We start from the raw sequence: 12,898 nt of genomic DNA, 5'->3' as shown, positions 1-12,898 counted from the left end.
GTATTCATTTTTCGTCTTGCGACGTTAAGAATCCGTATCTTCGAGTGCCCACACAGATTGTCTGATAAATTGTTAAAGAGCAGTACCGCTTCGCTTTTTCTCAGCGGCGCGGGGTGTGCATAATACGCTTTCCCGCTACAGAGTCAAGCATTTATTTTTGCTTTCTCTGCCGGAATTCTCAGGAGAACCCCGCTGACCCGGCGGCGTGTTTGCCGTTGTTCCGTGTCAGTGGTGGCGCATTATAGGGAGTTATTCCGGCCTGACAAGCGAAAAATATAAAAACTTTATCGTTCGCTCATTTTTCAGGCAAAACATCTTAAATATAGTCTTTTCCGTCTAACTTATAGACAAAAACGAGCCCCGAAGGGCTCGTTTTATCATTTACTGGACGGCGACAATCCGGTCTTCATTAACTTCCAGGCGAATCACTTTACCCGGAACCAATTCACCAGACAGTATTTGCTGTGCCAGCGGGTTTTCGATCTGCTGCTGGATAGCACGTTTCAAAGGACGTGCACCATAGACTGGATCGTAACCGTTCTCGCTCAGCAGTTTCAGCGCCTCGTCAGAAATGTGGATTTCATAACCACGTTCTTCCAGACGTTTGTACAGACGTTTCAACTGAATCTGCGCAATCGAGGCAATGTGCTGTTCACCCAGCGGATGGAAGACCACCACTTCATCAATACGGTTAATGAATTCCGGACGGAAGTTATGGCTTACCACACCGAGCACCAGCTCTTTCATGTGCGCATAATCCAGTTCACCGAAGCGTTCCTGAATCAAATCGGAACCGAGGTTAGAGGTCATAATGACAACCGTATTACGGAAGTCGACCGTTCTCCCCTGCCCGTCAGTCAGACGACCATCATCCAGTACCTGCAACAGAATGTTGAAGACATCCGGATGCGCTTTTTCCACTTCATCCAGCAGGATGACGGAATACGGACGACGACGCACAGCTTCGGTCAGGTAGCCACCTTCTTCATAACCGACATATCCCGGAGGCGCACCAACCAGACGAGACACCGAGTGTTTCTCCATAAACTCGGACATATCGATACGGACCATCGCCTCGTCGCTATCAAACATAAAGTTCGCCAGCGCCTTACAAAGCTCAGTTTTCCCCACACCCGTTGGGCCGAGGAACAGGAATGAACCAATCGGGCGATTTGGATCCGCCAACCCCGCACGGCTACGGCGAATAGCGTTAGATACCGCATCAACCGCTTCGTTCTGACCAATGACGCGATGGTGCAGTTCTTGCTCCATACGCAGCAGTTTTTCGCGCTCGCTTTCCATCATGCGAGAAACCGGAATCCCCGTCCAACGCGCCAGCACTTCAGCAATTTCGGCGTCGGTCACTTTATTACGCAACAGACGCATAGTTTTGCCTTCGAGCTGCGTTGCGGCTTCCAGTTGCTTTTCCAGTTCCGGGATTTTGCCGTATTGCAGTTCAGACATCCGCGCCAGGTCCCCCACACGGCGAGCCTGTTCAATAGCGATTTTCGCCTGTTCCAGTTCCGCTTTAATGGTCTGCGTACCAGAAAGCGATGCCTTCTCTGCTTTCCACTCTTCTTCTAACTCGGAGTACTGACGTTCTTTGTCGCTCAGTTCTTCGTTGAGCATATCCAGGCGTTTTTTACTGGCTTCATCAGACTCTTTCATTAACGCCTGTTGTTCCAGTTTGAGCTGGATGATACGACGATCGAGTCGGTCGAGTTCTTCTGGTTTTGAGTCAATCTGCATACGAATGCTGGATGCTGCTTCATCGATCAGGTCGATGGCTTTATCCGGCAGCTGACGGTCAGCAATGTAGCGATGAGACAACGTCGCCGCTGCAACAATTGCCGGGTCAGTAATTTGCACATGGTGGTGCAATTCGTAACGTTCTTTCAGGCCACGCAGAATCGCAATGGTATCTTCAACAGAAGGCTCGGCAACAAACACTTTCTGGAAACGACGTTCCAGCGCAGCATCTTTTTCGATGTACTGGCGATATTCGTCAAGCGTCGTGGCACCTACGCAGTGCAATTCACCACGCGCCAGCGCCGGTTTCAGCATGTTTCCGGCGTCCATTGCGCCATCGGCTTTACCCGCGCCGACCATGGTATGTAATTCGTCGATAAACAGGATGACGTTGCCTTCCTGTTTGGCAAGATCGTTAAGCACGCCTTTTAAACGTTCTTCAAACTCACCGCGATATTTCGCCCCAGCCACCAGCGCGCCCATATCCAGCGCCAGTACGCGGCGGCCTTTCAATCCTTCCGGCACTTCGCCGTTGATAATACGCTGCGCCAGACCTTCAACGATGGCAGTTTTACCGACGCCGGGTTCACCAATCAGTACCGGGTTATTTTTAGTACGACGTTGCAGCACCTGAATGGTACGGCGAATTTCTTCATCACGACCAATCACCGGATCGAGTTTGCCCTGTTCGGCTCGTTCGGTAAGGTCGATGGTATATTTTTTCAAAGCCTGACGTTGGTCTTCAGCACCTTGATCGTTCACGCTTTCACCTCCACGCATTTGTTCAATCGCTTGAGTAATGTTGGCGGTGGTCGCCCCTGCTGCTTTCAGGATGTCGGCCAGCGTGCCGCGAGACTCAAGTGCCGCCAGAACGAACAGTTCTGACGAGATAAAGTTATCACCACGTTTTTGCGCCAGCTTGTCGCAAAGATTAAGAACGCGCACCAGATCCTGTGATGGCTGGACATCACCACCAGTACCTTCAACCTGCGGTAAACGATTTAATGCCTGATTGATATCTGTGCGCAACTGGCCAGCATTTATGCCAGCGGATGTTAATAAAGGACTAACCGAACCCCCTTCCTGATTCAGCAGGGCGCTCATTAAATGAAGTGGTTCGATAAATTGGTTGTCGTGCCCGAGTGCAAGTGATTGGGCATCGGCAAGAGCAAGCTGGAATTTATTAGTAAGACGATCCAGACGCATAACTCCTCCCATAACGGATCAAAGTTGCTACTGGAGATTAAATGAGGTCATCCCTCAATTATTCAAGGTTATTGACCAGATTAATGTGAAAAGAAAATCACGCGTACCGGATCGTCTTGATTCTTTAGGTTATATCAGCCAAATGAAACTTGCCATACGACCGGTGGTCTTGTCGCGACGATAAGAGAAGAAAGTCTCATTTTCCGTATATGTACAACGGTCGCCGCCGAAAATTTGCTCAACACCCACGTTCGCCAGACGCTGCCGGGCAAGCTGATAAATATCCGCCAGATACTTATCACCATGCTGAATGAAAGCTGCACTTGCTTTAGCGTCTACTGCCATAAACGCCTCGCGAACCTCCACCCCCACTTCGAACGCGCGTGGACCAATTGCCGGCCCTAACCAGGCGAGAATATTTTCCGGATTATCAGCAAAACAGGAAACCGTCTCTTCCAGTACGCCTGCGCACAGTCCACGCCAGCCAGCATGAGCGGCGGCGACTTCCGTTCCCGCTCGATTGCAAAACAGCACAGGGAGGCAGTCGGCAGTCATCACTGCGCAAACCGTGCCGGGCGTATTGCTATAAGAGGCATCTGCTCGTTTTGAGGCATAAGGTTCGCCAGTAAGCTTAAGCACATCTTTGCCGTGTACCTGCTCAAGCCAGACCGGTTTAGAAGGCAAATTGCCCGCAGCAAAAAGTCGCTTGCGATTCTCCTCAACGTGATCCGGGTTATCGCCACAATGGGCACCGAGGTTGAGCGAGTCATACGGGGGCAAGCTCACGCCGCCGATACGAGAAGAGCTACAGGCCGCAACACCTTTTGGTAGCGGCCACTGCGGGACAATCAGCTTACTCATAACCAGTCCACTTCATCCTTATGCTCTTCGAAATCGGCGCGCATCACCTCAATCAGCTCCACCATATCTTGTGGAATAGGCGCATGCCATTCCATTTCGATGCCGGAGATCGGGTGATAAAGACGCAGCATGGTTGCATGAAGCGCCTGGCGGTCAAACTTACGCAGCATGGAGATAAATGCTTCCGAAGCACCTTTTGGCGGACGCGGACGGCCACCATAAACCGGATCGCCCACCAGCGGATGAGTGATATGGGCCATATGCACGCGGATCTGGTGCGTACGTCCAGTTTCCAGACGCAACCGCAGACGCGTGTGCACACGGAAGTGTTCCATGATGCGATAGTGAGTCACCGCCGGTTTGCCCATCGGATGCACCGCCATGTGAGTACGTTTGGTCGGGTGGCGGCTGATGGGTTCATCTACTGTACCGCCAGCGGTCATATGACCAATCGCCACCGCTTCATACTCACGAGTAATTTCACGCCGTTGCAAAGATTCGACTAAACGCGTCTGAGCCGGAACGGTTTTTGCCACAACCATCAGGCCAGTGGTGTCTTTATCCAGACGATGGACGATGCCCGCACGTGGTACATCGGCAATGGGCGGATAGTAATGAAGCAACGCATTCAGTACCGTGCCATCCGGGTTACCCGCGCCAGGATGTACCACCAGGTCGCGCGGTTTATTAATGACGATGATATCTTCATCTTCATAGACGATATCCAGCGGGATATCCTGCGGTTCAAAACGCGCTTCTTCTTCAATCTCAGCGTTGATGGCAACCTGCTCGCCACCCAATACTTTTTCTTTCGGCTTATCACAAACTTTGCCGTTTACCAGCACGCGCTGGTCGAGGATCCATTCTTTTATTCGCGAACGTGAATAATCCGGGAACATTTCGGCCAAAGCCTGATCTAAGCGTTGACCGAGTTGGTTTTCGGACACCGTTGCAGTGAGCTGTACTCGTTGTGCCATATATACTGCTTCTTCGTTTATCGTTGGGGTTTTACGGCTTTGCCGTTTAATATAGTGTGCTATTGTAGCTGGTCTTAACCGGGAGCAGGAACAGAGAATCTCCCGTATTACATTTTGAGGAAAGTCAAAACGTCATGACGCGCATGAAATATCTGGTGGCAGCCGCCACACTAAGCCTGTTTTTGGCGGGTTGCTCGGGGTCAAAGGAAGAAGTACCTGATAATCCGCCAAATGAAATTTACGCGACTGCACAACAAAAGCTGCAGGACGGTAACTGGAGACAGGCAATAACGCAACTGGAAGCGTTAGATAATCGCTATCCGTTTGGTCCGTATTCGCAGCAGGTGCAGCTGGATCTCATCTACGCCTACTATAAAAACGCCGATTTGCCGTTAGCGCAGGCTGCCATCGATCGTTTTATTCGCCTTAACCCGACCCATCCGAATATCGATTATGTCATGTACATGCGTGGCCTGACCAATATGGCGCTGGATGACAGTGCGCTGCAAGGGTTCTTTGGCGTTGACCGTAGCGATCGCGATCCTCAACATGCACGAGCTGCGTTTAGTGACTTTTCCAAACTGGTGCGCGGCTATCCAAACAGTCAGTACACCACCGATGCCACCAAACGTCTGGTATTCCTGAAAGATCGTCTGGCGAAATATGAATACTCCGTGGCCGAGTACTATACAGAACGTGGCGCATGGGTTGCCGTCGTTAACCGCGTAGAAGGAATGTTGCGCGACTACCCGGATACCCAGGCTACGCGTGATGCGCTGCCGCTGATGGAAAATGCATACCGTCAGATGCAGATGAATGCGCAAGCTGAAAAAGTAGCGAAAATCATCGCCGCAAACAGCAGCAATACATAACAGAAACCTGAAATACAAAACGGCAGCCCTTGAGCTGCCGTTTTTTTATTCTGTTAGTTGTGAAACTGAAGCGATTTAGTCACTATCGATCTCATCAAATATGGCTCGCTTTGAGATATTCCTCAAGTAAAAAAACACCTCTTCCTGCGATTTCTCACAAAAAAGATTCGTTGACAAAAAGTGACAAAATTATGAGATTCCCATCACACATTTTGACATCAGGAGCGGTATGCTGAATTCACCAAGACGGGAAGACAAGAGGTAAAATTTATGACAATGAACATTACCAGCAAACAAATGGAAATTACTCCGGCCATCCGCCAACATGTCGCAGACCGTCTCGCCAAACTGGAAAAATGGCAAACACATCTGATTAATCCACATATCATTCTGTCCAAAGAGCCACAAGGGTTTGTTGCTGACGCCACAATCAATACACCTAACGGCGTTCTGGTTGCCAGTGGTAAACATGAAGATATGTACACTGCAATTAACGAATTGATCAACAAGCTGGAACGGCAGCTCAATAAACTGCAGCACAAAGGCGAAGCACGTCGTGCCGCAACATCGGTGAAAGACGCCAACTTCGTCGAAGAAGTTGAAGAAGAGTAGTCCTTTATATTGAGTGTATCGCCAACGCGCCTTCGGGCGCGTTTTTTGTTGACAGCGTGAAAACAGTACGGGTACTGTACTAAAGTCACTTAAGGAAACAAACATGAAACACACACCGTTTTTCTTCGCATTCTTTTTTACCTTCCCCTGAATGGGAGGCGTTTCGTCGTGTGAAACAGAATGCGAAGACGAACAATAAGGCCTCCCAAATCGGGGGGCCTTTTTTATTGATAACAAAAAGGCAACACTATGACATCGGAAAACCCGTTACTGGCGCTGCGAGAGAAAATCAGCGCGCTGGATGAAAAATTATTAGCATTACTGGCAGAGCGGCGCGAATTGGCCGTCGAGGTAGGAAAAGCCAAACTGCTCTCGCATCGCCCGGTACGAGATATTGATCGTGAACGCGATTTACTGGAAAGATTAATTACGCTCGGTAAAGCGCACCATCTGGACGCCCATTACATTACTCGCCTGTTCCAGCTCATCATTGAAGATTCCGTATTAACTCAGCAGGCTTTGCTCCAGCAACATCTCAATAAAATTAATCCGCACTCAGCACGCATCGCTTTTCTCGGCCCCAAAGGTTCTTATTCCCATCTTGCGGCGCGCCAGTATGCTGCCCGTCACTTTGAGCAATTCATTGAAAGTGGCTGCGCCAAATTTGCCGATATTTTTAATCAGGTGGAAACCGGCCAGGCCGACTATGCCGTCGTACCGATTGAAAATACCAGCTCCGGTGCCATAAACGACGTTTACGATCTGCTGCAACATACCAGCTTGTCGATTGTTGGCGAGATGACGTTAACTATCGACCATTGTTTGTTGGTCTCCGGCACGACTGATTTATCCACTATTAATACGGTCTACAGCCATCCGCAGCCATTCCAGCAATGCAGCAAATTCCTTAATCGTTATCCTCACTGGAAGATTGAATATACCGAAAGTACGTCTGCGGCAATGGAAAAGGTTGCACAGGCAAAATCACCGCATGTTGCTGCGTTGGGAAGCGAAGCTGGCGGCACTTTGTACGGTTTGCAGGTACTGGAGCGTATTGAAGCGAATCAGCAACAAAACTTCACCCGATTTGTGGTGTTGGCACGTAAAGCCATTAACGTGTCTGACCAGGTTCCGGCGAAAACGACGTTGTTAATGGCGACCGGGCAACAAGCCGGTGCGCTGGTTGAAGCGTTGCTGGTGCTGCGCAACCACAATCTGATTATGACCCGTCTGGAATCACGCCCGATTCACGGTAATCCATGGGAAGAGATGTTTTATCTGGATATTCAGGCCAATCTTGAATCAGCGGAAATGCAAAAAGCATTGAAAGAGTTAGGGGAAATTACCCGTTCAATGAAGGTATTGGGCTGTTACCCAAGTGAGAACGTAGTGCCTGTTGATCCAACCTGATGAAAAGGTGCCGGATGATGTGAATCATCCGGCACTGGATTATTACTGGCGGTTGTCATTCGCCTGACGCAATAACACGCGGCTTTCACTCTGAAAACGCTGTGCGTAATCGCCGAACCAGTGCTCCACCTTGCGGAAACTGTCAATAAACGCCTGCTTATCGCCCTGCTCCAGCAACTCAATCGCCTCGCCGAAACGCTTATAGTAACGTTTGATTAACGCCAGATTACGCTCTGACGACATAATAATGTCGGCATAAAGCTGCGGATCCTGAGCAAACAGTCGCCCGACCATCGCCAGCTCAAGGCGGTAAATCGGCGAAGAGAGCGCCAGAAGTTGCTCAAGCTGAACATTTTCTTCTGCCAGATGCAGCCCATAAGCAAAAGTAGCAAAGTGGCGCAGAGCCTGAATAAACGCCATATTCTGATCGTGCTCGACAGCGCTAATACGATGCAGCCGAGCGCCCCAGACCTGAATTTGCTCCAGAAACCATTGGTATGCTTCCGGCTTACGTCCATCACACCAGACCACAACTTGCTTTGCCAGGCTACCGCTGTCCGGGCCGAACATCGGGTGTAACCCCAGTACCGGGCCATCGTGCGCCGCCAGCATGGCCTGTAATGGTCCATTTTTCACTGATGCCAGATCAACCAGAATACAATCTTTCGGTAAAGGCGGTAATTTGCCGATAACTTGCTCAGTAACGTGGATTGGCACACTAACAATCACCATTCCGGCATCGGCAACAATATCAGCCGCTCGATCCCAGTCATGTTGCTCCAGAATCCGCACCTGATAACCCGATAGTGTCAGCATCTTCTCGAACAGGCGTCCCATCTGACCGCCACCGCCGACGATAACCACCGGACGCAGTGACGGACAAAGTGTTTTAAATCCTTTGTCGTTTTCACTGGAGTAAGATTCACGCATCACCCGACGCAAAACATCCTCAATCAGATCTGGCGGTACACCCAGAGCTTCCGCCTCTGCACGACGCGAGGCCAACATAGATGCCTCGCGCTCCGGAACATAAATAGGCAGTCCAAAGCGGCTTTTCACCTCGCCCACTTCAGCAACCAGTTCCAGACGCTTCGCTAATAAATTCAGCAGCGCTTTATCGACTTCATCAATTTGATCGCGTAATGCGGTCAATTCAGCAACCATAATAAACCTCTTAAGCCACGCGAGCCGTCAGCTGCCCGTTCAGATCCTGATGAATTTCACGCAGCAAGGCATCGGTCATTTCCCAGCTAATGCAGGCATCGGTTACGGATACACCGTATTTCATTTCACTGCGCGGTTGCTCAGAAGACTGATTGCCCTCGTGGATATTACTTTCGATCATCAGACCAATAATTGAGCGATTGCCATCTTTGATTTGAGCAACCACGGATTCTGCCACCGCAGGCTGACGGCGATAATCTTTATTGGAATTACCGTGGCTGCAATCTACCATCAGAGACGGGCGCAGTCCCGCCTGTTCCATCTCTTTTTCACATTGCGCAACATCCGCAGGGCTATAGTTCGGCGCTTTACCACCGCGCAGGATGACATGCCCGTCCGGATTCCCCTGAGTTTGTAGCAACGCAACCTGCCCTGCCTGGTTAATGCCAACAAAACGGTGCGGCTGGGCGGCGGCGCGCATAGCGTTAATTGCTGTTGCCAGACTGCCGTCGGTGCCGTTTTTAAAACCAACCGGCATGGAAAGCCCGGAGGCCATTTCACGGTGAGTTTGCGATTCCGTTGTACGAGCACCAATTGCTGACCAGCTAAACAGATCGCCCAGGTATTGCGGGCTATTCGGATCTAACGCTTCCGTCGCCAGTGGCAGTCCCATATTCACCAGCTCAAGCAGCAATTTACGCGCGATCTGCAGCCCGGCTTCTACATCAAAAGAGCCATCCATATGGGGATCGTTAATTAACCCTTTCCAGCCGACAGTGGTACGGGGTTTTTCAAAATAGACGCGCATTACCAGATAGAGGCTATCGCTGACCTCTGCGGCAAGGGCTTTAAATCGACGAGCATATTCCAGAGCAGTTTCCGGATCATGAATGGAACAAGGACCACATACTACCAGCAGACGAGGATCGCGCCCGGCGATAATATCTGAAATGGTTCTACGCGAGTCAGCAATCTGGGCTTCTTGTTGCAGGCTCAATGGAAAAGCGGCCTTCAGTTGTTCCGGAGTCATTAAAACCTGTTCGTCGGTAATATGTACGTTATTCAGCGCGTCTTTTTGCATGATGGCGATCCTGTTTATGCTCGTTTGCGATAGTTGATCCTCAGCGAGGATGACGTAACGATAACACATAAAGTAAAGTTTTCAATCCATATTTCGTACATTTTTATTTACACAGGCAATTTAGTCGCGATTTCAACCCTTACTTCTGTATAGATAAATTTACACTCCCTTTGAAAACAATCCGCTATGCTTTGAAAAAGGAGAAAGAAATGATGAAAAAGTTTATCGCCCCCTTGTTGGCTTTACTGGTTAGCGGATGTCAGATTGATCCTTATACTCACGCGCCAACCTTGACCAGCACCGACTGGTATGATGTCGGTATGGAAGATGCGATATCGGGCAGCGCCATAAAAGATGACGATGCATTTAGCGATTCACAGGCGGATCGCGGTCTATACCTTAAAGGATATGCCGAAGGACAAAAGAAAACTTGCCAGACCGATTTTACTTATGCCCGGGGACTTTCCGGTAAAAGCTTTCCTGCCAGCTGCAACAATGTTGAAAATGCCAGCCAACTGCATGAAGTATGGCAAAAAGGGGCTGATGAAAATGCCAGCACAATACGATTAAATTAATTAAAACCCCACAAATAAATTAAACATAAGATTTTACTCATTGTGTTTTATTTCTCACATTGATGACGATCGCATGAAAAAATGATATTTTAATGAGCATTCTGAAAAAATATCGATGCATTTCGAGCGAAGATGGTGGGGATCCCTGAATGCGTTTTTCTCACCGACTGTTCTTACTTCTGATTCTCCTGCTGACGGGAGCACCAATACTCGCTCAGGAGCCTTCTGACGTTGCGAAAAACGTGCGTATGATGGTTTCCGGTATTGTCAGTTACACCCGCTGGCCTGCGCTATCAGGGCCACCAAAGTTATGTATCTTTTCATCTTCACGTTTTAGTACCGCCCTACAAGAGAATGCCGCGACATCTTTGCCTTATCTGCCTGTCATCATTCACACTCAACAAGAGGCGATGATTTCAGGCTGCAATGGTTTTTATTTTGGCAACGAGTCACCGACATTCCAGATGGAATTAACCGAACAATATCCGTCAAAGGCGTTATTATTAATTGCCGAACAAAATACCGAGTGCATTATTGGTAGCGCCTTTTGTCTGATCATCCACAATAATGACGTCAGATTTGCCGTAAACCTGGATGCCTTATCGCGTAGCGGTGTAAAGGTCAACCCGGATGTCTTAATGCTCGCACGGAAGAAAAATGATGGATAACGATAATTCTCTTAATAAGCGCCCCACGTTTAAAAGAGCATTACGCAACATCAGTATGACCAGCATATTTATCACTATGATGCTGATCTGGTTGCTGCTTTCCGTGACCTCGGTGCTGACCCTGAAACAGTACGCGCAAAAAAACCTGGCACTGACAGCAGCAACAATGACTTACAGTCTGGAAGCAGCTGTCGTTTTTGCCGATGGCCCTGCAGCAACTGAAACACTGGCAGCGCTGGGCCAGCAAGGGCAATTTTCAACTGCAGAAGTACGTGATAAGCAGCAAAATATTCTGGCGTCCTGGCATTACACCCGTAAGGATCCAGGCGATACTTTCAGCAATTTCATAAGCCACTGGCTCTTCCCCGCCCCCATCATTCAGCCGATTCGTCACAATGGTGAAACCATTGGCGAAGTACGCTTAACCGCTCGCGACAGTTCAATCAGCCATTTTATCTGGTTTTCGCTCGCCGTACTGACCGGTTGTATTCTGCTGGCATCAGGCATCGCAATTACCCTCACCCGCCATTTGCACAATGGCCTGGTAGAAGCGCTGAAAAATATCACCGATGTCGTACATGATGTGCGTTCCAACCGCAATTTTTCCCGACGAGTTTCGGAAGAACGTATCGCTGAGTTTCACCGCTTCGCTCTCGACTTCAACAGTCTGCTGGATGAAATGGAAGAGTGGCAGCTTCGTTTACAGGCCAAAAATGCGCAGCTTCTGCGTACCGCGCTACATGACCCATTAACCGGGCTGGCTAACCGCGCAGCGTTTCGTAGCGGCATCAATACGTTGATGAACAATTCCGATGCCCGAAAAACGTCGGCGTTACTATTTCTTGATGGCGATAATTTCAAATATATCAATGATACCTGGGGTCATGCGACGGGCGATAGAGTCTTGATTGAAATCGCAAAACGGTTAGCTGAATTTGGCGGGCTGCGACATAAAGCATACCGCCTGGGCGGCGATGAATTCGCTATGGTGCTCTATGATGTACAGTCGGAATCTGAAGTGCAGCAGATATGCTCAGCACTGACACAAATCTTTAATCTCCCGTTTGATCTTCATAATGGCCATCAGACCACCATGACATTAAGCATTGGTTACGCGATGACCATTGAGCACGCCTCTGCGGAAAAATTACAAGAGCTTGCCGATCACAATATGTATCAGGCCAAACACCAGCGTGCCGAAAAGCTGGTGAGATAACAAGGATATATCGATATGATAAAGCACCTGGTAGCACCCCTGATTTTCACCTCACTAATACTGACTGGCTGCCAGTCCCCTCAGGGAAAGTTTACTCCTGAGCAAGTCGCCGCTATGCAATCTTATGGATTTACTGAATCCGCCGGCGACTGGTCGCTGGGCTTATCAGATGCCATTCTGTTCGCAAAAAATGACTACAAATTGCTCCCGGAAAGCCAGCAACAGATCCAAACCATGGCAGCCAAATTGGCCTCGACAGGGCTAACACATGCCCGTATGGATGGACACACCGATAACTATGGTGAAGACAGTTACAACGAAGGCTTATCATTGAAACGGGCGAATGTCGTGGCCGATGCATGGGCTATGGGTGGACAAATTCCACGCAGCAATCTCACCACACAGGGTTTAGGAAAAAAATATCCCATAGCCAGTAACAAGACCGCCCAGGGCCGCGCCGAGAACCGCCGCGTCGCAGTGGTGATTACAACCCCTTAAAACACGAGC

Annotated in this window: 13 protein-coding genes and 1 other annotated feature; of the genes, 8 read left to right on the top strand and 5 right to left on the bottom strand. The window is 49.4% G+C overall.

Annotated elements, in window-relative coordinates:
- Window positions 1–381: 381 nt before the first annotated feature.
- The 3 genes from clpB to rluD form a co-directional block, all read right to left on the bottom strand.
- Complete coding sequence (gene clpB / locus FTE26_RS09100; protein WP_001235102.1) at window positions 382–2,955, bottom strand: ATP-dependent chaperone ClpB; 2,574 nt, start codon at window positions 2,953–2,955, stop codon at window positions 382–384.
- A 129-nt stretch (window positions 2,956–3,084) separates the two neighbouring features.
- Window positions 3,085–3,816 (bottom strand): purine nucleoside phosphorylase YfiH, encoded by a 732-nt coding sequence (yfiH, locus tag FTE26_RS09095; RefSeq protein WP_000040115.1) that lies wholly within the window; start codon window positions 3,814–3,816, stop codon window positions 3,085–3,087.
- Complete coding sequence (gene rluD, locus FTE26_RS09090; protein WP_000079107.1) at window positions 3,813–4,793, bottom strand: 23S rRNA pseudouridine(1911/1915/1917) synthase RluD; 981 nt, start codon at window positions 4,791–4,793, stop codon at window positions 3,813–3,815. The genes yfiH and rluD overlap by 4 nt, the downstream gene beginning before the upstream one ends.
- 134 nt (window positions 4,794–4,927) lie before the next feature.
- On the opposite strand from rluD, the gene bamD reads away from it, so the two are divergent.
- The 4 genes from bamD to pheA all read left to right on the top strand — a co-directional run bounded on the left by bamD (window position 4,928) and on the right by pheA (window position 7,687).
- Entirely contained in the window at window positions 4,928–5,665 is a 738-nt protein-coding gene (gene bamD, locus FTE26_RS09085) for an outer membrane protein assembly factor BamD (protein ID WP_000197686.1), read from the top strand.
- A 270-nt stretch (window positions 5,666–5,935) separates the two neighbouring features.
- On the top strand, window positions 5,936–6,277 hold the full coding sequence (gene raiA, locus FTE26_RS09080) for a ribosome-associated translation inhibitor RaiA (protein ID WP_000178456.1): 342 nt from the start codon (window positions 5,936–5,938) through the stop codon (window positions 6,275–6,277).
- Window positions 6,278–6,379: 102 nt separating this feature from the next.
- Window positions 6,380–6,505, top strand: a sequence feature (Phe leader region).
- Window positions 6,381–6,428, top strand: a complete 48-nt coding sequence (pheL, locus tag FTE26_RS09075) for a pheA operon leader peptide PheL (RefSeq protein ID WP_001386991.1) — start codon at window positions 6,381–6,383, stop codon at window positions 6,426–6,428. Its footprint overlaps the feature before it by 48 nt.
- Before the next feature lie 21 nt (window positions 6,506–6,526).
- Window positions 6,527–7,687 carry a bifunctional chorismate mutase/prephenate dehydratase gene (gene pheA / locus FTE26_RS09070; RefSeq protein WP_000200116.1) on the top strand — a complete coding sequence of 387 codons (1,161 nt, stop codon included), beginning with the start codon at window positions 6,527–6,529 and terminating at the stop codon, window positions 7,685–7,687.
- 42 nt (window positions 7,688–7,729) lie between these two features.
- On the opposite strand, the gene tyrA is transcribed toward pheA, so the two are convergent.
- On the bottom strand, window positions 7,730–8,851 hold the full coding sequence (gene tyrA, locus FTE26_RS09065; protein WP_000225221.1) for a bifunctional chorismate mutase/prephenate dehydrogenase: 1,122 nt from the start codon (window positions 8,849–8,851) through the stop codon (window positions 7,730–7,732).
- Window positions 8,852–8,861: 10 nt separating this feature from the next.
- Entirely contained in the window at window positions 8,862–9,932 is a 1,071-nt protein-coding gene (gene aroF, locus FTE26_RS09060) for a 3-deoxy-7-phosphoheptulonate synthase AroF (protein ID WP_001168054.1), read from the bottom strand.
- A 209-nt stretch (window positions 9,933–10,141) separates the two neighbouring features.
- Here aroF and FTE26_RS09055 point away from each other — a divergent pair, with 209 nt between their 5' ends.
- The 4 genes from FTE26_RS09055 (at window position 10,142) to FTE26_RS09040 (ending at window position 12,889) form a co-directional block, all read left to right on the top strand.
- A complete protein-coding gene (locus FTE26_RS09055; RefSeq protein ID WP_000976004.1) occupies window positions 10,142–10,507 on the top strand; it encodes a DUF2799 domain-containing protein in 366 nt (121 codons plus the stop codon).
- A gap of 149 nt (window positions 10,508–10,656) precedes the next feature.
- Window positions 10,657–11,175, top strand: a complete 519-nt coding sequence (locus FTE26_RS09050) for a YfiR family protein (protein WP_001212391.1) — start codon at window positions 10,657–10,659, stop codon at window positions 11,173–11,175.
- Window positions 11,165–12,391 carry a diguanylate cyclase DgcN gene (gene dgcN, locus FTE26_RS09045; protein ID WP_000969032.1) on the top strand — a complete coding sequence of 409 codons (1,227 nt, stop codon included), beginning with the start codon at window positions 11,165–11,167 and terminating at the stop codon, window positions 12,389–12,391. The genes FTE26_RS09050 and dgcN overlap by 11 nt, the downstream gene beginning before the upstream one ends.
- A gap of 15 nt (window positions 12,392–12,406) precedes the next feature.
- Window positions 12,407–12,889, top strand: a complete 483-nt coding sequence (locus FTE26_RS09040) for an OmpA family protein (RefSeq protein WP_000589828.1) — start codon at window positions 12,407–12,409, stop codon at window positions 12,887–12,889.
- The last annotated feature ends 9 nt before the right edge of the window (window positions 12,890–12,898 follow it).

The sequence above is a fragment of the Escherichia sp. S10b genome (assembly GCF_028421345.1).
Taxonomy (GTDB): domain Bacteria; phylum Pseudomonadota; class Gammaproteobacteria; order Enterobacterales; family Enterobacteriaceae; genus ECMA0423.
Note: the sequence above shows the minus strand (reverse complement) of the source record. Positions and strands in the feature narration are given on the sequence as shown.

Bases quoted from the DNA above. Each gene is read 5' to 3' on its own strand.
- clpB (WP_001235102.1), bottom strand. From the start codon at position 2,955: ATGCGTCTGGATCGTCTTACTAATAAATTCCAGCTTGCTCTTGCCGAT.
- yfiH (WP_000040115.1), bottom strand. From the start codon at position 3,816: ATGAGTAAGCTGATTGTCCCGCAGTGGCCGCTACCAAAAGGTGTTGCG.
- rluD (WP_000079107.1), bottom strand. From the start codon at position 4,793: ATGGCACAACGAGTACAGCTCACTGCAACGGTGTCCGAAAACCAACTC.
- bamD (WP_000197686.1), top strand. From the start codon at position 4,928: ATGACGCGCATGAAATATCTGGTGGCAGCCGCCACACTAAGCCTGTTT.
- raiA (WP_000178456.1), top strand. From the start codon at position 5,936: ATGACAATGAACATTACCAGCAAACAAATGGAAATTACTCCGGCCATC.
- pheA (WP_000200116.1), top strand. From the start codon at position 6,527: ATGACATCGGAAAACCCGTTACTGGCGCTGCGAGAGAAAATCAGCGCG.
- tyrA (WP_000225221.1), bottom strand. From the start codon at position 8,851: ATGGTTGCTGAATTGACCGCATTACGCGATCAAATTGATGAAGTCGAT.
- aroF (WP_001168054.1), bottom strand. From the start codon at position 9,932: ATGCAAAAAGACGCGCTGAATAACGTACATATTACCGACGAACAGGTT.
- FTE26_RS09055 (WP_000976004.1), top strand. From the start codon at position 10,142: ATGATGAAAAAGTTTATCGCCCCCTTGTTGGCTTTACTGGTTAGCGGA.
- FTE26_RS09050 (WP_001212391.1), top strand. From the start codon at position 10,657: ATGCGTTTTTCTCACCGACTGTTCTTACTTCTGATTCTCCTGCTGACG.
- dgcN (WP_000969032.1), top strand. From the start codon at position 11,165: ATGATGGATAACGATAATTCTCTTAATAAGCGCCCCACGTTTAAAAGA.
- FTE26_RS09040 (WP_000589828.1), top strand. From the start codon at position 12,407: ATGATAAAGCACCTGGTAGCACCCCTGATTTTCACCTCACTAATACTG.